General features: G+C 55.5%; 20 protein-coding genes. 16 read left to right on the top strand and 4 right to left on the bottom strand.

From position 1 onward, the window contains the following. Positions 1 to 2: 2 nt before the first annotated feature. The 13 genes from bamA (at position 3) to ACU4F7_RS04135 (ending at position 16180) form a co-directional block, all read left to right on the top strand. Positions 3 to 2420, top strand: a complete 2418-nt coding sequence (gene bamA / locus ACU4F7_RS04075) for an outer membrane protein assembly factor BamA (RefSeq protein WP_481638082.1) — start codon at positions 3 to 5, stop codon at positions 2418 to 2420. A gap of 119 nt (positions 2421 to 2539) precedes the next feature. Beyond that, on the top strand, positions 2540 to 3034 hold the full coding sequence (gene skp, locus ACU4F7_RS04080) for a molecular chaperone Skp (protein ID WP_024559232.1): 495 nt from the start codon (positions 2540 to 2542) through the stop codon (positions 3032 to 3034). A 3-nt stretch (positions 3035 to 3037) separates the two neighbouring features. Then, positions 3038 to 4063 (top strand): UDP-3-O-(3-hydroxymyristoyl)glucosamine N-acyltransferase, encoded by a 1026-nt coding sequence (gene lpxD / locus ACU4F7_RS04085; RefSeq protein WP_024559231.1) that lies wholly within the window; start codon positions 3038 to 3040, stop codon positions 4061 to 4063. Positions 4064 to 4177: 114 nt separating this feature from the next. Continuing rightward, positions 4178 to 4633, top strand: coding sequence for a 3-hydroxyacyl-ACP dehydratase FabZ (fabZ, locus tag ACU4F7_RS04090; protein ID WP_024552956.1), 456 nt, complete (start codon positions 4178 to 4180; stop codon positions 4631 to 4633). Between the two features lie 3 nt (positions 4634 to 4636). Next, positions 4637 to 5425 carry an acyl-ACP--UDP-N-acetylglucosamine O-acyltransferase gene (gene lpxA / locus ACU4F7_RS04095; protein ID WP_024561072.1) on the top strand — a complete coding sequence of 263 codons (789 nt, stop codon included), beginning with the start codon at positions 4637 to 4639 and terminating at the stop codon, positions 5423 to 5425. Continuing rightward, entirely contained in the window at positions 5425 to 6573 is a 1149-nt protein-coding gene (gene lpxB, locus ACU4F7_RS04100) for a lipid-A-disaccharide synthase (RefSeq protein WP_029591151.1), read from the top strand. Before lpxA ends, lpxB begins: the two co-directional genes overlap by 1 nt. Beyond that, a complete protein-coding gene (gene rnhB / locus ACU4F7_RS04105; protein ID WP_029591150.1) occupies positions 6570 to 7166 on the top strand; it encodes a ribonuclease HII in 597 nt (198 codons plus the stop codon). The genes lpxB and rnhB overlap by 4 nt, the downstream gene beginning before the upstream one ends. Before the next feature lie 31 nt (positions 7167 to 7197). After that, positions 7198 to 10680, top strand: coding sequence for a DNA polymerase III subunit alpha (gene dnaE / locus ACU4F7_RS04110; protein WP_481638083.1), 3483 nt, complete (start codon positions 7198 to 7200; stop codon positions 10678 to 10680). A 107-nt stretch (positions 10681 to 10787) separates the two neighbouring features. Next, positions 10788 to 11747: an acetyl-CoA carboxylase carboxyl transferase subunit alpha gene (accA, locus tag ACU4F7_RS04115; protein WP_029591148.1), complete on the top strand. Its 960-nt coding sequence runs from the start codon at positions 10788 to 10790 to the stop codon at positions 11745 to 11747. Between the two features lie 171 nt (positions 11748 to 11918). Further along, positions 11919 to 14057, top strand: a complete 2139-nt coding sequence (locus ACU4F7_RS04120; protein WP_481638084.1) for a lysine decarboxylase LdcC — start codon at positions 11919 to 11921, stop codon at positions 14055 to 14057. A 57-nt stretch (positions 14058 to 14114) separates the two neighbouring features. After that, positions 14115 to 14504, top strand: a complete 390-nt coding sequence (locus ACU4F7_RS04125; protein ID WP_024559223.1) for a VOC family protein — start codon at positions 14115 to 14117, stop codon at positions 14502 to 14504. A gap of 63 nt (positions 14505 to 14567) precedes the next feature. Then, positions 14568 to 15872: a tRNA lysidine(34) synthetase TilS gene (gene tilS / locus ACU4F7_RS04130; RefSeq protein WP_481638692.1), complete on the top strand. Its 1305-nt coding sequence runs from the start codon at positions 14568 to 14570 to the stop codon at positions 15870 to 15872. After that, on the top strand, positions 15869 to 16180 hold the full coding sequence (locus ACU4F7_RS04135) for a c-type cytochrome (RefSeq protein ID WP_481638085.1): 312 nt from the start codon (positions 15869 to 15871) through the stop codon (positions 16178 to 16180). The genes tilS and ACU4F7_RS04135 overlap by 4 nt, the downstream gene beginning before the upstream one ends. Before the next feature lie 45 nt (positions 16181 to 16225). Here the strand turns inward: ACU4F7_RS04135 and rof are convergent, their stop codons facing one another. Next, complete coding sequence (rof, locus tag ACU4F7_RS04140; protein WP_035887768.1) at positions 16226 to 16486, bottom strand: Rho-binding antiterminator; 261 nt, start codon at positions 16484 to 16486, stop codon at positions 16226 to 16228. Beyond that, on the bottom strand, positions 16473 to 16673 hold the full coding sequence (locus ACU4F7_RS04145; protein WP_024559219.1) for a YaeP family protein: 201 nt from the start codon (positions 16671 to 16673) through the stop codon (positions 16473 to 16475). Before ACU4F7_RS04145 ends, rof begins: the two co-directional genes overlap by 14 nt. 201 nt (positions 16674 to 16874) lie before the next feature. Between ACU4F7_RS04145 and ACU4F7_RS04150 the strand changes: the two genes are divergently transcribed. The 3 genes from ACU4F7_RS04150 (at position 16875) to nlpE (ending at position 18565) form a co-directional block, all read left to right on the top strand. Beyond that, positions 16875 to 17420 (top strand): YaeQ family protein, encoded by a 546-nt coding sequence (locus ACU4F7_RS04150; RefSeq protein WP_029591143.1) that lies wholly within the window; start codon positions 16875 to 16877, stop codon positions 17418 to 17420. Further along, positions 17417 to 17833, top strand: a complete 417-nt coding sequence (gene arfB, locus ACU4F7_RS04155) for an alternative ribosome rescue aminoacyl-tRNA hydrolase ArfB (protein ID WP_029591142.1) — start codon at positions 17417 to 17419, stop codon at positions 17831 to 17833. The genes ACU4F7_RS04150 and arfB overlap by 4 nt, the downstream gene beginning before the upstream one ends. A 75-nt stretch (positions 17834 to 17908) precedes the next feature. Further along, entirely contained in the window at positions 17909 to 18565 is a 657-nt protein-coding gene (gene nlpE, locus ACU4F7_RS04160) for an envelope stress response activation lipoprotein NlpE (protein ID WP_481638693.1), read from the top strand. Between the two features lie 4 nt (positions 18566 to 18569). On the opposite strand, the gene ACU4F7_RS04165 is transcribed toward nlpE, so the two are convergent. Beyond that, positions 18570 to 19367, bottom strand: coding sequence for a YaeF family permuted papain-like enzyme (locus tag ACU4F7_RS04165; RefSeq protein ID WP_481638086.1), 798 nt, complete (start codon positions 19365 to 19367; stop codon positions 18570 to 18572). A 68-nt stretch (positions 19368 to 19435) separates the two neighbouring features. Beyond that, complete coding sequence (gene proS, locus ACU4F7_RS04170) at positions 19436 to 21154, bottom strand: proline--tRNA ligase (RefSeq protein ID WP_481638087.1); 1719 nt, start codon at positions 21152 to 21154, stop codon at positions 19436 to 19438. Between the last annotated feature and the right edge of the window lie 61 nt (positions 21155 to 21215).

Below are 21215 nucleotides of genomic sequence, written 5' to 3' on the forward strand. Positions count from 1 at the left end.
CGATGGCGATGAAAAAGTTGCTCATAGCGTCGCTGCTGTTTAGCAGCGCCACCGTATACGGTGCAGACGGGTTCGTGGTGAAGGACATTCATTTCGAAGGCCTGCAGCGAGTCGCCGTTGGTGCGGCCCTCCTCAGTATGCCAGTACGTCCAGGCGATACGGTTAACGACGAGGATATCAGTAATACGATCCGTGCTCTTTTTGCCACTGGCAACTTTGAGGACGTAAGGGTGCTGCGCGACGGCGACAACCTGTTGGTTCAGGTTAAAGAACGTCCGACGATTGCCAGCATCACCTTCTCCGGCAACAAATCGGTGAAGGATGACATGCTTAAGCAGAACCTCGAAGCTTCCGGCGTTCGGGTAGGGGAGTCACTTGACCGCACAACCCTGTCTGATATCGAAAAGGGACTCGAAGATTTCTACTACAGCGTTGGTAAATATAGCGCCAGCGTAAAAGCTGTCGTTACGCCGCTACCGCGTAACCGCGTCGATCTCAAACTGGTCTTCCAGGAAGGGGTTTCGGCCAAAATCCAGCAGATCAACATCGTTGGCAACCACGCTTTCAGCACTGAAGAGCTTATCTCTCACTTCCAGCTGCGTGACGAAGTGCCGTGGTGGAACGTTGTAGGCGATCGCAAATATCAGAAACAGAAACTGCAGGGCGACCTTGAGACGCTGCGCAGTTATTATCTGGACCGCGGCTACGCGCGTTTCAATATCGACTCCACGCAGGTGAGTCTGACGCCAGATAAAAAAGGTATCTATATCACTGTCAACGTAACCGAAGGCGATCAGTATAAGATTGCCGGCGTTGAGGTGAACGGCAACCTTGCTGGCCACTCTGCTGAAATTGAAAGCCTGACCAAAATGGAACCGGGCGAGCTCTACAACGGCACGAAAGTGACCAAAATGGAAGACGACATCAAGAAACTGTTGGGTCGTTATGGTTACGCCTATCCGCGCGTGCAGACGCAGCCGGAAATCAACGATGCGGATAAGACCGTGAAGCTGCATGTGAATGTGGATTCCGGTAACCGTTTCTATGTGCGTAAAATCCGTTTTGAGGGCAACGACACTTCCAAAGATTCCGTGCTGCGCCGCGAAATGCGCCAGATGGAAGGCGCATGGCTCGGCAGCAACCTGGTTGACCAGGGGAAAGAGCGTCTAAACCGCCTCGGCTACTTCGAAACGGTTGATGTGGATACCCAGCGCGTACCAGGCAGCCCGGATCAGGTCGACGTGGTTTATAAAGTGAAAGAGCGTAACACCGGCAGCTTCAACTTCGGTGTGGGTTACGGCACCGAAAGCGGCGTTAGCTTCCAGGTCGGCGTACAGCAAGATAACTGGTTAGGCACCGGCTATTCCGTCGGTATTAACGGCACTAAGAACGACTACCAGACTTACTCTGAGCTTTCTGTCACCAACCCGTACTTTACGGTCGATGGCGTAAGTCTTGGCGGGCGTATCTTCTATAACGATTTCCAGGCGGATGACGCGGACCTCTCCTCTTATACCAATAAGAGCTATGGTTTAGATGGCACGCTGGGCTTCCCGATCAATGAATACAACACGCTGCGTCTGGGCTTAGGTTATGTGCATAACGACCTGTCCAATATGCAGCCGCAGGTATCCATGTGGCGCTACCTGGATTCTATCGGTCAGAGCACGTCCACCTCTTCAGATGACAACGGCTTCTCGGCGGATGACTTTACGCTGAACTACGGCTGGACTTACAACAAGCTTGACCGCGGCTTCTTCCCGACGGAAGGTTCTCGCGTTAGCCTGAACGGTAAAGTGACGATTCCGGGCTCCGATAACGAGTTCTATAAAGTGACGCTTGATACCGCCTCCTACTTCCCGATCGACGAAGATCATAAGTGGGTCGTGCTGGGTCGTACCCGTTGGGGTTATGGCGACGGTCTGGGCGGCAAAGAGATGCCGTTCTATGAGAACTTCTATGCGGGCGGTTCCAGCACGGTACGCGGCTTCCAGTCCAATAACATTGGTCCGAAAGCGGTCTACTATGGCGGTCCGGGACTGGATAATTGCGACACGACAGACACCAGTAAAGTATGTGATTCCGACGACGCCGTCGGCGGCAACGCAATGGGCGTAGCAAGCCTTGAGTTTATTACCCCAACGCCGTTCCTGAGCGAGAAGTACGCGAACTCAGTGCGCACGTCGTTGTTTGTCGATGCAGGCTCGGTCTGGGACACCAACTGGGAAAATACCGCTGCGATGAGAGCCGCTGGCGTACCGGATTACAGCGATCCAAGCAATATCCGCATGTCCGCAGGCTTAGCTTTACAATGGATGTCGCCATTGGGGCCGTTGGTGTTCTCTTACGCCCAGCCGTTTAAGAAATACGATGGAGACAAAGCAGAGCAGTTCCAGTTTAACATCGGTAAAACCTGGTAACTGTCCGCTGCAAGGGAATGCTTATGCAGTGTAGCGTTGACGTCTGGCGGGTATGAACCCGCCGAAGCCACGCAAAGAGCAGTACCTTCGGGTACATATGGGATGGTAAGGAGTTTATTGTGAAAAAGTGGTTAATTGCTGCAGGTCTCGGTTTGACAATGGCGGCTTCTGCCCAGGCTGCGGATAAAGTTGCTGTTGTTAATATGGGCAGCCTGTTCCAGCAGGTCGCTCAGAAAACTGGCGTATCCAAGACGCTGGAAAATGAGTTCAAAGGCCGTGCAAGCGAACTGCAACGTATGGAAACAGACCTGCAATCCAAAATGCAGCGCCTGCAGCGTGATGGCTCCACGATGAAAGCCAGCGATCGCAGCAAGCTGGAAAAAGACGTGATGGCTGGCCGTCAGGAATTCTCCGGCAAAGCGCAGCAGTTCGAGCAGGATCGTGCTCGTCGCTCTAACGAAGAACGCGGCAAACTGGTTACCCGTATCCAGAGCGCAGTGAAAAGCGTTGCTGCGGATCAGGATATCGACCTGGTTCTGGATGCCAACACCGTTGCTTACGCAGGCAGCGATGTTAAAGACATCACTGCCGATGTACTGAAACAGGTTAAATAAGTAATGCCTTCAATTCGACTGGCTGATTTAGCCCGGCAGTTGGATGCGGAATTACACGGTGATGGCGATATTGCCATCACCGGCGTGGCGTCCATGCAATCTGCGAAAGCGGGACAAATCACTTTCATGGTAAACCCGCGTTACCGTGAGCATTTGGCCGCTTGCCAGGCTTCTGCTGTCGTCATGACGCAGGATGATCTTCCTTTTGCCACAGGCGCGGCGCTGGTAGTAAAAAATCCCTACCTGACGTATGCCCGTATGGCTCAGATTTTAGACACCACGCCGCAACCCGCTCAGGATATCGCGCCCAGCGCGGTGATTGATGCAAGCGCGCGCCTGGGTCAAAACGTAGCAATTGGCGCGAATGCCGTTATCGAGTCCGGCGTTGAGCTGGGTGATAACGTGATTATCGGCGCAGGCTGTTTTGTCGGTAAAAATACTAAAATTGGCGCAGGCACTCGCCTTTGGGCCAATGTTACCGTTTACCATGAAATTGAAATCGGCGAACAGTGCCTGATTCAATCAAGCACCGTGATCGGCGCAGATGGTTTTGGTTATGCCAACGATCGCGGGAACTGGGTGAAGATCCCGCAATTAGGTCGTGTGATTATTGGCGATCGCGTTGAGATCGGCGCCTGTACAACTATCGACCGCGGCGCGCTTGACGATACGATAATTGGCAATGGCGTGATTATTGATAATCAGTGCCAGATTGCACATAACGTCGTGATTGGCGACAATACGGCGGTTGCGGGTGGCGTTATCATGGCGGGCAGCCTGAAAATTGGCCGTTACTGCATGATTGGCGGTGCCAGCGTTATCAACGGGCATATGGAAATCTGCGATAAGGTCACAGTGACAGGAATGGGCATGGTTATGCGTCCCATCACTGAACCTGGGGTGTACTCCTCAGGCATCCCGCTGCAACCGAACAAAGTGTGGCGTAAAACCGCAGCGCTGGTGATGAATATTGATGATATGAGCAAACGCTTAAAAGCGGTTGAGCGTAAAGTTAATCAACAAGACTAAATCATCTGCATTACGCTTTCGCGCATACCAGATTCGCGGCCTGCCAGCGATCAACCGATCGCCGCAGGCCGTGTTATTATTGCCTTTTCAGTATATTTAGACAGGAAGAGTATTTTGACTACTGACACTCATACTCTGCACATTGAAGAGATTTTAGAACTGCTGCCGCACCGCTACCCGTTTCTGCTGGTAGATCGCGTACTGGACTTCGAAGAAGGCCGTTTCCTGCGCGCGGTAAAAAATGTCTCTGTCAATGAGCCGTTTTTCCAGGGCCATTTCCCTGGTAAGCCGATTTTTCCGGGTGTTCTGATTTTAGAAGCGATGGCGCAAGCCACCGGGATTCTGGCGTTTAAAAGCGTAGGTAAGCTGGAGCCGGGTGAACTTTACTATTTCGCTGGTATTGATGAAGCACGCTTTAAGCGTCCTGTTGTGCCAGGTGACCAGATGGTGATGGAAGTCACTTTCGAGAAAACCCGCCGTGGCCTGACCCGCTTTAAAGGTGTGGCGATGGTCGACGGCAAAGTGGTTTGCGAAGCTACCATGATGTGTGCACGCAGCCGGGAGGCCTGATACGTGATTGATAAATCCGCCTTTATTCATCCTACCGCCATTGTTGAGGAAGGCGCTGTTATTGGCGCTAACGCCCACATTGGCCCGTTTTGTATTGTCGGTCCAGATGTTGAGATCGGTGAAGGAACGGTACTGAAGTCTCACGTTGTCGTGAACGGCCACACTAAAATTGGTCGTGATAACGAGATCTATCAGTTCGCCTCCATCGGGGAAGTAAACCAGGATCTGAAATATGCTGGCGAACCTACCCGCGTGGAAATTGGCGACCGCAACCGCATTCGCGAGAGCGTAACTATTCATCGAGGAACCGTACAAGGCGGTGGCTTGACGAAGGTGGGCAGCGACAACCTGCTGATGATCAACGCGCATATCGCGCACGATTGCACAGTGGGTAACCGCTGTATCCTGGCTAACAACGCAACGTTAGCGGGTCACGTATCGGTGGACGACTTCGCTATTATCGGCGGCATGACCGCGATTCATCAGTTCTGCATCATTGGTGCGCATGTGATGGTCGGCGGCTGCTCCGGTGTGGCGCAAGACGTACCGCCTTATGTAATCGCGCAGGGCAACCACGCTACGCCGTTTGGTGTAAACCTTGAAGGCCTGAAACGCCGTGGCTTTAGCAAAGAGGCGCTGCACGCTATTCGTAACGCCTATAAGCTGCTCTATCGCAGCGGTAAAACGCTGGATGAAGTGAAGCCGGAGATTGCCGAACTGGCGGCGCAGCATCCCGAAGTCAAAGCCTTCTCGGATTTCTTCGAGCGTTCTACTCGCGGTTTAATTCGTTAATGAGCGCAGCGCGTCCACTTACGATTGCCCTGGTCGCCGGAGAAACCTCCGGCGATATTCTTGGTGCGGGTCTTATCCGCGCCTTGAAAGCAAAAATGCCAGACGCCCGCTTCGTCGGCGTGGCTGGCCCACGCATGCAGTCGGAAGGGTGCGAAGCCTGGTACGACATGGAAGAGCTGGCGGTGATGGGCGTTGTCGAAGTGCTGGGGCGACTACGTCGTCTGCTGCATATTCGCGCTGACCTGACGCGTCGTTTTACTGAGCTCAGGCCCGATGTTTTTGTCGGCATTGATGCGCCTGATTTCAATATCACCCTCGAAGGCAATCTTAAAAAGCAGGGCATTCGCACCATTCATTACGTCAGCCCCTCGGTCTGGGCCTGGCGGCAAAAACGCGTTTTCAAAATCGGCAGAGCTACCGATCTGGTACTGGCGTTTCTGCCTTTCGAAAAAGCGTTTTACGATAAATTTGACGTACCGTGCCGCTTTATCGGTCATACCATGGCGGACGCTATGCCGCTCGACCCGGATAAAAATGCGGCGCGCGACGTGTTGGGCATCGCCCATGACGCGCGCTGTCTTGCGCTTCTGCCTGGCAGCCGTAGCGCGGAAGTGGAAATGCTCAGCGCCGATTTCCTGAAAACCGCCCAGTTGCTGCGTAACGTTTATCCGCAGCTTGAGGTCGTGGTGCCGCTGGTCAACGCGAAACGTCGCGAGCAGTTTGAGCGTATTAAAGCGGAAGTGGCACCAGACTTGCCTGCGCATCTGCTGGACGGTCATGCGCGTGAAGCGATGATAGCCAGCGACGCCGCTTTGCTGGCTTCCGGTACGGCGGCGCTGGAGTGTATGCTGGCGAAATGCCCGATGGTCGTCGGCTACCGCATGAAACCCTTTACCTTCTGGCTCGCTAAGCGGCTGGTAAAAACGGAATTTGTCTCCCTGCCAAATTTACTGGCGGGAAGAGAGCTGGTTAAAGAGCTGTTGCAGGAAGAGTGCGAGCCGCACAAACTTGCCGCCGCGCTGCAGCCGCTGCTGGCGGATGGCAAACAGAGCCACGAAATGCACGACACTTTCCGAAAACTGCACGAGCAGATCCGCTGTAATGCCGATGAGCAGGCAGCGCTGGCCGTGCTGGAGCTTGCACGATGATGGAATTTATCTACCCGCATACGCAACTGGTGGCGGGTGTGGATGAAGTAGGGCGCGGCCCGCTGGTTGGCGCAGTCGTTACCGCTGCGGTGATCCTGGATCCAGCCCGCCCGATTATCGGCCTTGCCGATTCGAAAAAATTGTCTGAAAAGCGCCGCCTGGCGCTCTTTGATGAGATCCGTGAAAAAGCGTTGGCCTGGAGCCTCGGCCGCGCCGAACCGCATGAAATTGACGAGCTGAACATACTGCACGCCACTATGCTCGCTATGCAGCGCGCCGTGGCCGGGCTCGCGATTGCGCCGGAATATGTGCTGATTGACGGCAACCGCTGCCCGAAATTGCCTGTTCCTGCGATGGCTGTCGTAAAAGGCGACAGCCGGGTTGCAGAAATCAGCGCCGCGTCGATACTTGCCAAGGTTACGCGTGATGCCGAAATGGCCGAGCTGGATCTGAGTTTTCCCCAATATGGTTTCGCCCAACATAAGGGCTATCCCACCGCTTTCCATCTTGAACGGCTGGCTGAGCATGGCGCGACGATACATCATCGGCGCAGTTTTGCACCGGTTAAACGCGCGCTGGGTCTGGCGTCTTAAGACATACTGATACAACGAACCGGAAACAGAGATGGCTGAACCTCGTTTTGTGCACCTGCGGGTGCACAGTGACTATTCCATGATCGACGGACTGGCAAAGACGGGGCCGCTGGTAAAAAAGGCGGCCGCGCTCGGCATGCCTGCGCTGGCCATAACTGACTTCACTAACCTCTGCGGACTGGTGAAGTTTTACGGCGGCGCGCACGGCGCAGGGATGAAACCGATAATCGGCGCTGATTTTAACGTCCAGAGCGAACTGTTAGGGGATGAATTCACCCACCTGACCGTCCTTGCCGCGAACAATACCGGTTATCAGAACCTGACGCTGCTTATCTCAAGAGCTTACCAGCGCGGTTACGGCGCCGCCGGCCCGTGGATCGACCGCGAATGGCTGGCTGAGCTGAATGAGGGTTTGATCTTACTCTCGGGCGGCAGAATGGGCGATGTGGGCAAAAGCCTGCTGCGCGGCAACGGCGCGCTGGTGGATCAGTGCGTGGAGTTCTATCAGCACTATTTCGCCGATCGTTACTATCTGGAGCTGGTGCGCACCGGGCGTGCTGATGAAGAAAACTACCTGCACGCCGCCGTCCGGCTTGCGGAAGAGAAGGGGCTGCCGGTTGTTGCCACCAATGACGTACGGTTTATCGACCCATCTGACTTCGAAGCGCATGAAATCCGCGTCGCCATCCACGATGGCTTTACGCTGGACGACCCTAAACGCCCGCGTTTTTACTCCACGCAACAGTACATGCGTACGGAAGAAGAGATGTGCGAGCTCTTCGCCGATATCCCGGAAGCGCTGGAAAACAGCGTAGAGATAGCCCGTCGCTGCAATGTCACCGTGCGCCTTGGCGAATATTTCCTGCCGCAGTTCCCGACTGGTGATATGACCACCGAAGATTTTCTGGTGAAGAAATCGAAGGAAGGTCTGGAAGAGCGACTGGAATTTTTGTTCCCTGACCCGGCGGTACGCGCCGAGAAGCGTCGGGAATATGATGAGCGCCTGGACATTGAGCTTCAGGTTATCAACCAGATGGGCTTTCCGGGCTACTTCCTCATCGTTATGGAGTTTATCCAGTGGTCGAAGGATAACGGCATTCCGGTAGGGCCAGGCCGTGGTTCCGGCGCGGGTTCGCTTGTGGCCTACGCGCTAAAGATTACCGACCTCGATCCGCTGGAATTCGACCTGCTGTTCGAACGTTTCCTTAACCCCGAACGTGTCTCGATGCCTGACTTCGATGTCGACTTCTGTATGGAGAAGCGCGACCAGGTGATTGAACACGTGGCGGATATGTACGGTCGCGACGCGGTATCGCAAATCATCACCTTCGGCACCATGGCGGCGAAAGCGGTTATCCGCGACGTGGGCCGCGTGTTAGGCCACCCGTATGGCTTTGTTGACCGCATCTCCAAGCTTATTCCGCCCGATCCGGGCATGACGCTTGCCAAAGCGTTTGAGGCGGAGCCGCAGCTGCAGGAAATTTACGATGCCGATGAAGAAGTTAAAGCGCTCATCGACATGGCGCGCAAGCTTGAAGGGGTGACGCGTAACGCCGGTAAACACGCCGGCGGCGTGGTTATCGCGCCAACCAAAATTACCGATTTCGCGCCGCTTTACTGCGACGAAATGGGACACCATCCGGTTACTCAGTTTGATAAAAACGATGTGGAATACGCGGGGCTGGTGAAGTTTGACTTCCTCGGACTGCGTACGCTCACCATCATCAACTGGGCGCTGGATATGATTAACGCCCGCCGCGCGAAGCAGGGCCTTGAGCCCATCGATATCGCCGCCATTCCGCTGGACGATAAAAAAAGCTTCGACATGCTGCAACGCTCGGAAACCACCGCGGTGTTCCAGCTTGAATCGCGCGGCATGAAAGACCTGATTAAGCGCCTGCAGCCTGACTGCTTCGAAGATATGATCGCGCTCGTGGCGCTCTTCCGTCCGGGCCCGCTGCAGTCCGGCATGGTGGATAACTTTATCGACCGTAAGCACGGGCGTGAGGCCATCTCTTATCCTGATATTCAGTGGCAGCATGAAAGCCTGAAGCCTGTGCTGGAGCCGACCTACGGCATTATCCTTTATCAGGAACAGGTGATGCAGATAGCCCAGGTGCTCTCGGGCTATACGCTGGGCGGCGCGGATATGCTGCGTCGCGCCATGGGTAAAAAGAAACCTGAAGAGATGGCCAAGCAGCGCTCCATTTTTGAAGATGGCGCGAAAAATAACGGCATCGACGGCGAGCTGGCGATGAAAATCTTCGACCTCGTAGAGAAATTCGCGGGTTACGGATTTAACAAATCGCACTCGGCAGCCTATGCGCTGGTTTCTTACCAGACCCTGTGGCTCAAAGCGCATTATCCGGCAGAGTTTATGGCGGCGGTAATGACCGCGGACATGGACAACACCGATAAGGTTGTCGGTCTGGTGGATGAATGCTGGCGCATGGGGCTGAAAGTGCTGCCGCCGGATATTAACTCCGGGCTTTACCAGTTCCACGTAAACGACGACGGCGAAATTGTTTACGGCATCGGCGCGATTAAAGGCGTGGGCGAAGGCCCGATTGAAGCGATTATTGAAGCGCGCAACAAAGACGGCTATTTCCGCGAGCTGTTTGACCTCTGCGCCCGTACGGACACCAAAAAGCTGAACCGCCGCGTGCTGGAGAAGCTGATTATGTCCGGCGCGTTCGATCGCCTGGGACCGCACCGCGCGGCGCTAATGAATTCGCTGGGCGACGCGCTGAAAGCCGCCGATCAGCATGCCAAAGCCGAAGCCATCGGCCAGGCGGATATGTTCGGCGTACTGGCGGAAGAGCCCGAGCAGATAGAGCAATCCTACGCCAGCTGTCAGCCGTGGCCGGAGCAGGTGGTGCTGGATGGCGAGCGTGAAACGCTGGGGCTGTACTTAACCGGCCACCCTATCAACCAGTATCTGAAAGAGATTGAGCGTTATGTCGGTGGCATGAGGCTTAAAGATATGCATCCGACCGAACGTGGCAAAGTGACCACGGCGGCGGGGCTTGTGATTTCCGCGCGGGTTATGGTCACCAAGCGCGGCAATCGTATCGGCATCTGTACGCTGGATGACCGTTCAGGGCGTCTGGAGGTGATGTTATTCACCGACGCGCTGGAGAAATACCAGCAGTTGCTGGAGAAAGACCGAATCCTGATCGTTAGCGGACAGGTCAGCTTTGATGACTTCAGCGGAGGGCTTAAAATGACCGCCCGCGAAGTCATGGACATTGACGAAGCCCGCGAAAAGTATGCGCGCGGGCTTGCTATCTCGCTGACGGACAGGCAAATTGATGACCAGCTTTTAAACCGTCTCCGTCAGTCTCTGGAACCCCATCGTTCGGGGACAATTCCAGTACATCTCTACTATCAGAGGGCGGACGCCCGTGCGCGGTTGCGTTTCGGCGCGACGTGGCGTGTCTCGCCAAGCGATCGTTTACTTAACGATCTGCGTGGCCTGATTGGTTCGGAGCAGGTGGAACTGGAATTTGACTGATGCGTATGCATCCACGTTTCCCGGGTTCTGAATCACCGGGTCGGTAGCCGCGAGGCCTGCCAGGCCCGGAGCAGGTGGAACTGGAGTTTGACTAATACAGGAATATTATGAGTCTGAATTTCCTTGATTTTGAACAGCCGATTGCAGAGCTGGAAGCGAAAATCGATTCCCTGACCGCTGTAGGCCGTCAGGATGAAAAACTGGATATTAACATCGACGAAGAGGTGCATCGTCTGCGCGAAAAAAGCGTAGAGCTGACCCGAAAGATTTTCGCCGATCTGGGCGCATGGCAGATTGCGCAACTGGCGCGTCATCCGCTGCGCCCTTATACCCTGGATTATGTTCGTCTGGCGTTTGATGAGTTCGATGAACTGGCGGGCGACCGCGCTTACGCCGACGATAAAGCCATTGTTGGCGGCATCGCGCGTCTGGATGGCCGCCCGGTGATGATCATCGGCCACCAGAAAGGACGCGAAACCAAAGAAAAAATCCGTCGCAACTTTGGTATGCCGGCGCCGGAAGGCTACCGTAAAGCGCTGCGCCTGATGGAGATGGCTGAGCGTTTCAATATGCCGATTATCACCTTCATCGATACCCCGGGCGCCTATCCGGGCGTGGGCGCGGAAGAGCGCGGCCAGTCTGAAGCCATCGCCCGCAACCTGCGGGAAATGTCCCGCCTGAAAGTGCCGGTTATCTGCACCGTTATCGGCGAAGGCGGCTCCGGCGGCGCGCTGGCTATCGGCGTGGGCGACAAAGTCAACATGCTGCAGTACAGCACCTATTCCGTTATTTCACCGGAAGGCTGTGCATCCATTTTGTGGAAAAGCGCGGATAAAGCGCCGCTCGCTGCAGAAGCGATGGGCATTATCGCCCCGCGTCTGAAAGAGCTGAAGCTCATTGACTCTGTGATTGGCGAACCGCTCGGCGGCGCGCACCGTAATCCGGAAGCGATGGCGGGCTCCCTGAAGGCGCAGTTGCTGGCAGACCTGGCGGATCTCGATGTGCTGAGTAAAGAAGATCTGCTCAACCGTCGTTATCAGCGTCTGATGAGCTACGGTTACGCTTAATGCGTTAATTTATCTTCTTTAAAAGGCTGACGATTGTCGGCCTTTTTTATTTCCGTTTCGCGAGCTGGCTGTTCGTCCCTCCTGGACTGCTCTGTAAACGCGTAACGCCAGCGCCCGTCGCTGGCGTTAACAACTATGCTTACCAGATGCATTTTTGCCAGGAGGTAAGCAGTGAACATCATCGCCATCATGGGGCCGCACGGCGCATTTTATAAAGACGAGCCGATTGACGAGCTTCAGAATGCGCTTCAGCGCCAGGGTTTCCAGGTTATCTGGCCGAAAAACAGCACCGATCTGCTGAAGTTTATCGAGCATAACCCGCGCATCTGCGGCGTGATTTTTGACTGGGACGAATACAGTCTCGATCTCTGTAGCGAAATCAATCGCCTCAACGAATACCTGCCGCTTTATGCCTTTATCAACACCCATTCCTCGCTCGATGTCAGCGTTAACGAAATGCGCATGGCGCTGTGGTTTTTTGAATACGCATTAGGCGCGGCGGAAGATATCGCCACGCGCATCCGGCAATATACCAATGAGTATCTCGACAACATCACGCCACCTTTTACTAAAGCGCTGTTTACCTATGTGAAAGAGGGCAAATACACCTTTTGTACGCCAGGTCATATGGCGGGCACGGCGTATCAGAAAAGCCCGGTCGGCTGCCTGTTTTATGATTTCTTCGGCGGCAATACGCTGAAGGCAGATGTCTCAATCTCAGTCACTGAACTGGGCTCGCTGCTGGATCATACCGGCCCGCATCTGGAGGCGGAGGAGTACATCGCCCGCACCTTCGGCGCCGAGCAGAGCTATATGGTGACTAACGGCACCTCCACGTCGAACAAAATTATCGGCATGTATGCCGCGCCCGCCGGCAGCACGATGCTGGTTGATCGCAACTGCCATAAGTCGTTAACCCATCTGTTGATGATGAGCGACATCGTGCCTGTCTGGCTGAAGCCGACCCGCAACGCGCTGGGCATTCTGGGCGGCATTCCAAAGCATGAATTCAGCCGCGCTTCGATTGAAGAGAAAGTCGGACAGACGAAAAACGCCAGTTGGCCGGTGCATGCGGTTATCACTAACTCCACCTACGACGGGCTGCTTTACAACACCAACTGGATCAAGCGCACGCTTGACGTGCCCTCGATTCATTTCGATTCCGCCTGGGTGCCCTATACCCATTTTCATCCTATCTATCAGGGCAAAAGCGGCATGAGCGGCGAGCGTATTCCGGGCAAAGTCTTCTTTGAAACGCAGTCCACCCACAAAATGTTGGCCGCGTTTTCTCAGGCCTCGCTGATCCATATTAAAGGCGATTACGACGAAGAAACCTTTAACGAAGCCTACATGATGCATACCACCACGTCGCCGAGCTACCCGCTGGTGGCGTCCATCGAAACCGCGGCGGCGATGTTGCGCGGCAATCCGGGCAGAAGATTGATTAACCGTTCGGTCGAGCGTGCGCTGCATTTCCGTAAGGAGGTGCAGCGGCTGCGGGAGGAGTCAGACAGCTGGTTCTTCGATATCTGGCAGCCGGAAGAAATTAATGAAGCGGATTGCTGGCCCATCGCGCCGGGCGAGACGTGGCACGGTTTTAACGATGCCGATGATGACCACATGTATCTCGACCCGGTCAAAGTCACTATCCTTACGCCGGGCATGGACGAACAAGGAAACATGGCGGAAGAGGGGATCCCGGCTGCGCTGGTGGCCAAATTTCTCGACGAGCGCGGCGTGGTGGTAGAGAAAACCGGCCCTTACAATCTGCTCTTTTTATTCAGCATCGGCATTGATAAAACCCGGGCGATGAGCCTGTTGCGCGGCCTGACTGAGTTCAAACGCGCCTATGACCTGAACCTACGGGTGAAAAATATGCTGCCCGACCTTTACGCCGAGGACCCGGACTTTTATCGCAACATGCGTATCCAGACGCTGGCGCGCGGCATTCACGACCTCATTAAACAGCATGATATGGCGAGCCTGATGCTGCGCGCTTTCGATGTATTGCCGGAAATGAAGCTCACCCCTCATGAAATGTACCAGCAGCAGGTAAAAGGCAACGTAGAGACCGTGGAGATAGAAAAGCTCATCAACCGCGTTTCCGCTAATATGATCCTGCCGTACCCGCCCGGGGTGCCGCTGGTGATGCCAGGCGAGATGATCACTCAGGAGAGCCGCGCCGTGCTCGATTTCTTGCTCATGCTCTGTTCCATCGGCAAACACTATCCCGGTTTTGAGACCGATATTCACGGCGCCAAACTGGGGGACGACGGCGTTTACCGTGTACGTGTCCTAAAAAATAGCTAACCCCTTGTTTTGCTATTAACGGCTGGTTAACGTTCGGAAAAAGCAAAAGGAGAGAGCATGCTGGGTTTAAAACAGATTCACCATATCGCCATCATCGCGACGGATTACGAAAAGAGTAAGGCTTTTTACTGCGACATTCTCGGCTTTACGCTGCTGTCAGAAGTGTACCGCGAAGCGCGGGACTCCTGGAAAGGCGACCTGGCGTTAAACGGCCAGTATGTCATTGAGCTTTTCTCGTTCCCGTTCCCGCCCGCTCGCCCCAGCCGCCCCGAAGCCTGCGGCCTGCGCCATCTCGCTTTTAGCGTGGAGGATGTCGACCAGGCGGCCGCGCATCTGGAAAGCCGCGGCGTGAAATGCGAAGCGGTGCGCGTTGATGAGCTGACGGGCAAGCGTTTTACCTTCTTCAACGACCCGGACGGCCTGCCGCTGGAGCTTTATCAGCAGTAAGACTTGCCCGAACCCGCAATGCCCGGTAACGTGCCGGGCATTCTCCTCATTTTTCGCTGCGTTATGACCACTCTTTCACTCACTTCGCTGCATCCTTTTCGCTATTTGCTGGTGGCGTTCAGCGGCGGGCTGGATTCCACCGCGCTGCTGCATGAGCTTGTGCGTTTGCGCGAAGCCGGGACGCCGCTGACATTGCGCGCCATTCACATCCATCATGGCATCAGCCCGCATGCTGATAGCTGGGTTGCGCATTGCAGGCGGGTTTGCGAAGGCCTGAACGTGCCGCTTACGGTTCGTCGCGTGCAGCTCGAGCAGGAAGGGCTAGGGCTGGAGGCGCAGGCGCGCAAGGCGCGTTACGCCGCTTTTGCTGACGCTTTGCAGCCTGGTGAGGCGCTGGTAACGGCGCAGCATCAGGACGATCAGTGCGAGACGCTGCTGCTGGCGCTCAAGCGCGGCAGCGGCCCGGCAGGGCTGGCGGCGATGCCGGAGAGACTTGCTTTCGCCGGGACGTTTATTCTGCGTCCTTTGCTTAACGTCTCGCGCGCGCAGCTGGAGCAGTACGCGCAGGCGCATCGCCTGGCGTGGATTGACGATGAGAGCAATCAGGACGACAGCTACGACCGTAACTTTTTGCGGCTGCGCGTAGTGCCGCTGCTGGCGTCGCGTTGGCCCCATTTTGCCGAAGCGGCAGCGCGCAGCGCGCAACTTTGCGGCGAACAGGAGCAACTGCTGGATGAACTGCTGGGCGAAGAGCTCGCCGCCTTAACGGGAGAGCAGGGCGAGCTTCGTCTTGCTCCGCTTGCCGCGGTGAGCGACAGCCGGCGCGGGGCTCTGCTGCGGCGCTGGTTTGCCGCGAACAGCGCTCAAATGCCTTCCCGCGCCGCGCTGCAACGGCTGTGGGACGAGGTGGCGCAAAGCCGTGAAGATGCATGTCCGCGTTTACAGTTTGGCCGCTACGAAGTGCGTCGTTATCAGGAGGCGCTCTGGTGGGTGCCAATGCGTCCGGGGCAGGGCGATCGCGTCATCGATTGGGAAAAGCCCTGGCAACCGCTTGTGCTGCCGGACGGGCTGGGCCAACTGACAACGGGCGACACGGGTACGCGCGTGCGCGTACCAAGGGCTGATGAACGCGTAACGGTGCGTTTTCGCGCCAGTGGGCTTTTGTATATTGCCGGTCGCGAACGGGGGCGTAGCCTGAAAAAACTCTGGCAAGAGTTGCGCGTTCCCCCCTGGCGGCGCGACACTACGCCTTTGATTTTTTATGGCGAGCAACTTATCTGCGCCCCTGGCGTTTTTGTCACTCGCGAGGGCGCAGCGCAGGTGGAAACAGGCTGGCATATAGACTGGCGAAAGGAGCAAGACGAATGAAAAAATGGGCGATGCTGACGGGGCTAATGCTGTGCAGTCTCTCGGCGCTGGCAAAGGGCGATATAAAAGCAGGTGAAGAAAAAGCGGTAATGTGCGTTGCCTGCCACGGCGCGACCGGAAAAGTGTCGGTGCCGCTTTACCCCAACCTGGCCGGGCAGAATGCAGAGTACCTTGCTCATGCGCTGCATGCTTATAAAAAGGGCGAGCGCAGCGGCGGTCAGGCGGAAATCATGAAGGCTTATGTCAGCGGCCTGTCTGACAGCGATATTGACAATCTTGCGGCCTATTACGCCAGCCAGAAACCATAAAAAAGGGCAGCCCGCTGGCTGCCCTTGCTGTGTTTGTTGAGTAGATCAGGACTCGCTGACCACGACGGTGCCGATTTCAGGGTGACTGAAACTGGCGATTTTATCGAGACGAACTTCGCGCGGGGCACCGGCTTCATCGACAATCAGATATTCGATGTTTTTACGAGAAACCAGGTCGTTGGCCTGCGCCTTAAAAATTTCTCCGCTCTTCAGTTCCAGCGTCAGTACTAAGTGATGCTGGCAGGCGAGTTCGAGATTGTCATAATCGTCACAGTTGATGGGTTGATAGGCATCATTCATTGACATAATCGCTCACCAGTAAGTTCGCGGCAGCATAAGCCGCCTTTTCCCTGACCGACTCTGAAAGCGCATCGTTAGAGGCGACTTCATTCAGAACCTTTAACACGCAGCCCAGCGCATCGGGGATATACCCCAGATCGCCGCTGGCAATTTCCGCATAGCGCTTGCGTATTAACGCACAATAACTATCCACATGCCCTCCTGTCAGAGTCCTGACTACAGACTTCGTTGTGGGATGCAAGTCTAAGCCTACGAAGATAAACTCTGTTTAGCAAGGTGACTATACCATAGTCACCTGAACGATATTAACGGATAACGAGGCCCGGGCAGGGAATTCTACGGCAGGCCGCCGTTATTCCGTTACAATAGCGTCCAGCATAACCTGGGGGACGTGATGGCATTAAAAGCAACGATTTACAAAGCAGCGGTTAACGTAGCGGATCTGGACCGCCAGCAATTTCTGGAAACCAGCCTGACGCTGGCGCGTCATCCATCCGAAACGCAGGAGCGCATGATGCTGCGTCTGCTGGCATGGATAATCCATGCCGACGAGCGGCTGCAATTCACCCGCGGATTGTGCGCCGATGACGAGCCGGAAATCTGGCTGCGTAACGATCACATGGGCATTGAGCTCTGGGTGGAATTAGGACTGCCCGATGAGCGCAGGCTGCGTAAGGCGGTCAATCAGTCCAGCGAAGTCGTGTTATTTACCTATAACGACCGCGCGGCGCAGGTCTGGTGGCAACAGAACCAGGACAAGCTGCGCCAGTATAAAAACCTCGCTATCTGGTACATCAATGACGAACAGCTGGCGAAGGTGAGCGAACTCGCGGACCGTACCATGTCGTTACAGGCAACGCTGCAGGAAGGGATTATCTGGCTTTCCGACGAGCGTCATAATCTGGAGCTCCAGCTAACGCCCTGGCAGCAGGCTTCATGATAGAAATTTCACGCAGCGTCGCGATCCCTGATGAAGAGGTAACCATTACCGCTATCCGGGCGCAGGGCGCGGGCGGCCAGCATGTGAATAAAACCTCGACGGCGATTCATCTGCGCTTTGATATCAACGCGTCCAGTTTGCCGGAAGAGTATAAGCATCGACTGCTGGCGGCGAGCCACCACCTGATTACGCAAGAGGGGGTGGTGATTATTAAAGCGCAAACGCACCGCAGCCAGGAGATGAATCGGGAAGAGGCGGTCGCGCGGCTTATTGCGTTAATTCGGGAACTTACCGTTACGCAAAAGAGTCGAAAAGCTACCAAACCCACGCGCGCGTCAAAGGTGCGTCGCCGCGAGGCGAAAACACAGCGGTCTGCGACCAAAGCACTGCGTGGAAAAGTTCGCGGTCTGTAGAAGCCACTCACCATCAGAATATAAGGAAATCAGGTGAAAAAGAGCATTGTGCCCGCCGCCGTGGCGCTGCTGAGTATGCTGGCGCTTTTTGGCTGTAATAACCGTGCTGAAGTGCAGACGCTTCAGCCTGCTTCTTCGCCAGAGCTTAAACCCATGCAGCAAAGCTGGCGCGGCGTCCTGCCCTGTGCGGATTGCGAAGGCATCGAAACGTCGCTTTTTCTGGAAAAAGACGGCACGTGGGTTATGAACGAGCGCTATCTGGGCGCGCGCGAGCCAACGGTTATCGCCTCCTGGGGGACCTGGGCGCGTACCGCAGATAAGCTGGTGCTGACCGACAGCGACGGCGAAAAGCGCTACTTCCATGCGAAAGGCGAGCAGCTGGAAATGCTCGACCGCGAAGGAAAACTCATCTCCTCTACGCTTAACTATACGCTTTCGCCGGTAAACGCCTCGCTGCCGACGACGCCCATCGCCATGAAGGGCATGTATTTTTATATGGCGGATGCGGCAACCTTTACCGACTGCGCGACGGGACGCCGTTTTGCCGTCTCCAGCAACGCCCGGCTTGAGCGCGACTATGCCGTGGCGCGGGACGGCGAACAGAAAGCCGTATTGCTGATAACGCAGGCGCATTTTACGCTTGAGCCCAATCCCGACAGCGGAACGATGCAAAAGACGCTGGTGGTGGACAGTCATAGCCGTTTCGAAAGCGATAAAGATTGCCAGGATTAGGCCTTTACTGAAAATAGCTGCGGGCGGACAGATAAATTCCTTTTTTTAAATGACCAACATAGCGCAGGCGATGTAGCGGTTTTAGCGACGTTACATCGCCTTCTCGCATATGGAGCAGATCCGCCGGACTGACCCACCCGGAAGCGGCTGAGGTCAAGGGATGACCGGCATAAGCATAAGCGGCAGTGACAAATTCGGAACAAAAGTAGCGATTGTTGGCAGGGCGCTCTGGCGGCGCGAGCTGCACATTCGCCAGGGTTGCCAGGCATTGATGTCGAAAGTCGGATGAAAAAGGCGTGAGTGAACAAAGCTTGCTGGTCACCATAAAAGGCGCCATTCCAGCGATACCGGAAAAGTTATAGCGGCTACCGCTTTTATCAGTCGCAAATTGCGAGATAAGTTTTGCTTCTTTCTCTGTAAGCCCCGGCATTCTTAACGCAAAGAGTTTATCACTATGCGCCATCGCCTCCTTTAACGTGATGATATGCACGCCCGCGCCGACGGCTTCAGCAACATGGCCTTCTCCTGTATACAACGCTACATGACTCACTGCGGATGCGCTGAAAAAGCGAATCCCTAACGAGGTCAACCCAATCGAAGATGAGAAAAGCAGATCGCCTGTTCGCAGTTGCGTTTCGTCGATAACCCGTAACGTCTGCCCGGGCGCGGAGCTGAACTGCCGTACGCTAATTGTTCTGGTAGAGGAAGGAGCGAGAGGATCCTGGCCGATATCAACAGCGCATCCTGTTAACGCAACGATTAACAGAACCAGAACGCCCAATACGCCGCGCCTGAGATGCATATGACCATCCTTTGTCATTGATAAAAAAACGCCCCGACAGAGCGGGGCGTTAGTATAACAAAGCGGCACTACTTGCGGATGTTGCTGATCAGGTAATCCAGAATTTCACCCGTTTTAATCATCTGCTTCTCGCCGTTACGACGGTATTTGTATTCAATCTCGTCGTTATCAAGATTGCGATCGCCAATAACAACAGTGTGCGGAATGCCGATAAGCTCCATGTCGGCAAACATCACGCCCGGGCGCTCTTTACGATCGTCCATCAGCACTTCAATGCCCTGCGCGCGCAGTTCATTGTAGAGTTTCTCCGCCAGTTCCTGAACGCGGAAAGATTTGTGCATGTTCATCGGCAGAATGGCGACCTGGAACGGCGCAATCGCCTCCGGCCAGACGATACCGCGCTCATCATGGTTCTGTTCAATCGCCGCGGCCACGACACGCGTTACGCCGATGCCATAGCAACCCATGGTCAGCACCTGATTGCGGCCATCTTCCCCCTGTACGGAAGCCTTCAGCGCGTCGGAGTATTTGGTGCCGAGCTGGAAAATGTGGCCCACTTCGATGCCGCGCTTGATAAGCAGCGTGCCTTGTCCATCCGGGCTTGGGTCGCCTGCGACAACGTTACGAATATCGGCAACTTCCGGCGTCGCCACATCGCGATCCCAGTTAATACCGAAGTAGTGTTTGCCTTCAATGTTAGCGCCAGCCGCGAAATCGCTCATAACCGCAACAGAACGGTCGATAACTACCGGAACCGGCATATTGACCGGGCCGAGAGAACCTGGGCCTGCATTAATAACGGCGCGGATTTCCGCTTCGGTTGCGAAAGTCAGCGGGCTCGCCACCTGCGGCAGCTTCTCGGCTTTCACTTCGTTGAGTTCGTGATCGCCGCGCACCAGCAGCGCGACCAGCGGATAAGCGCTCTCTTCTACCGCTTTTACCAGCAACGTCTTAACGGTTTTCTCTACCGGCAGATTGAACTGCTCAACCAGCTCAGCGATGGTTTTCGCATTCGGCGTATCGATAAGCTGCATTTCCTGCGTGGCGGCGGCGCGCGGGGTTTTCGGCGCAACGGCTTCGGCCAGCTCAATGTTTGCTGCGTAATCGGAAGTGTCGGAGAAGATAACGTCATCTTCGCCGCTCTGCGCCAGCACCTGGAATTCATGGGAAGCGCTGCCGCCGATTGAGCCGGTATCCGCCTGCACCGCACGGAAATCAAGGCCCATGCGGCTGAAGATTTTGCTGTAGGCGGCGTACATGGCATCGTACGTTTCCTGCAGGGATTCCTGAGAAGTATGGAAAGAGTAGGCGTCCTTCATCAGGAATTCGCGCGAGCGCATTACGCCAAAGCGCGGGCGCACTTCGTCGCGGAATTTGGTCTGGATCTGGAAGAAGTTGAGCGGCAGCTGTTTGTAGGAGCTCAGCTCGTTACGGATAAGATCGGTAATGACCTCTTCATGCGTCGGGCCAAGCACGAACGGACGGTCGCCGCGATCGACGAAACGCAGCAACTCCGGGCCGTACTGTTCCCAGCGGCCGCTCTCCTGCCACAGGTCGGCTGGCTGCACCACCGGCATGCTCACCTCAATGGCACCGGCGTTGTTCATCTCTTCACGCACGATGTTTTCGACTTTTTTCAGGACGCGCAGGCCGGTCGGCAGCCAGGTATATAACCCGGAGGCCAGCTTGCGGATCATCCCGGCGCGCAGCATCAGCTGGTGGCTGATCACTTCGGCGTCGGCAGGCGTCTCCTTGAGAGTGGAGAGCAGATATTGGCTAGTACGCATGTTGTTACGGTTCCATTTGAACTATCGGAGCAGGCCGGACGGCCTGGCGCAAAAAAGTGGT

This window comes from Franconibacter pulveris (assembly GCF_056780215.1).

Bases quoted from the DNA above. Each gene is read 5' to 3' on its own strand.
- bamA (WP_481638082.1), top strand. From the start codon at position 3: ATGGCGATGAAAAAGTTGCTCATAGCGTCGCTGCTGTTTAGCAGCGCC.
- lpxD (WP_024559231.1), top strand. From the start codon at position 3,038: ATGCCTTCAATTCGACTGGCTGATTTAGCCCGGCAGTTGGATGCGGAA.
- lpxB (WP_029591151.1), top strand. From the start codon at position 5,425: ATGAGCGCAGCGCGTCCACTTACGATTGCCCTGGTCGCCGGAGAAACC.
- rnhB (WP_029591150.1), top strand. From the start codon at position 6,570: ATGATGGAATTTATCTACCCGCATACGCAACTGGTGGCGGGTGTGGAT.
- dnaE (WP_481638083.1), top strand. From the start codon at position 7,198: ATGGCTGAACCTCGTTTTGTGCACCTGCGGGTGCACAGTGACTATTCC.
- accA (WP_029591148.1), top strand. From the start codon at position 10,788: ATGAGTCTGAATTTCCTTGATTTTGAACAGCCGATTGCAGAGCTGGAA.
- ACU4F7_RS04125 (WP_024559223.1), top strand. From the start codon at position 14,115: ATGCTGGGTTTAAAACAGATTCACCATATCGCCATCATCGCGACGGAT.
- tilS (WP_481638692.1), top strand. From the start codon at position 14,568: ATGACCACTCTTTCACTCACTTCGCTGCATCCTTTTCGCTATTTGCTG.
- ACU4F7_RS04135 (WP_481638085.1), top strand. From the start codon at position 15,869: ATGAAAAAATGGGCGATGCTGACGGGGCTAATGCTGTGCAGTCTCTCG.
- rof (WP_035887768.1), bottom strand. From the start codon at position 16,486: ATGTCAATGAATGATGCCTATCAACCCATCAACTGTGACGATTATGAC.
- ACU4F7_RS04150 (WP_029591143.1), top strand. From the start codon at position 16,875: ATGGCATTAAAAGCAACGATTTACAAAGCAGCGGTTAACGTAGCGGAT.
- arfB (WP_029591142.1), top strand. From the start codon at position 17,417: ATGATAGAAATTTCACGCAGCGTCGCGATCCCTGATGAAGAGGTAACC.
- nlpE (WP_481638693.1), top strand. From the start codon at position 17,909: ATGCTGGCGCTTTTTGGCTGTAATAACCGTGCTGAAGTGCAGACGCTT.
- ACU4F7_RS04165 (WP_481638086.1), bottom strand. From the start codon at position 19,367: ATGCATCTCAGGCGCGGCGTATTGGGCGTTCTGGTTCTGTTAATCGTT.
- proS (WP_481638087.1), bottom strand. From the start codon at position 21,154: ATGCGTACTAGCCAATATCTGCTCTCCACTCTCAAGGAGACGCCTGCC.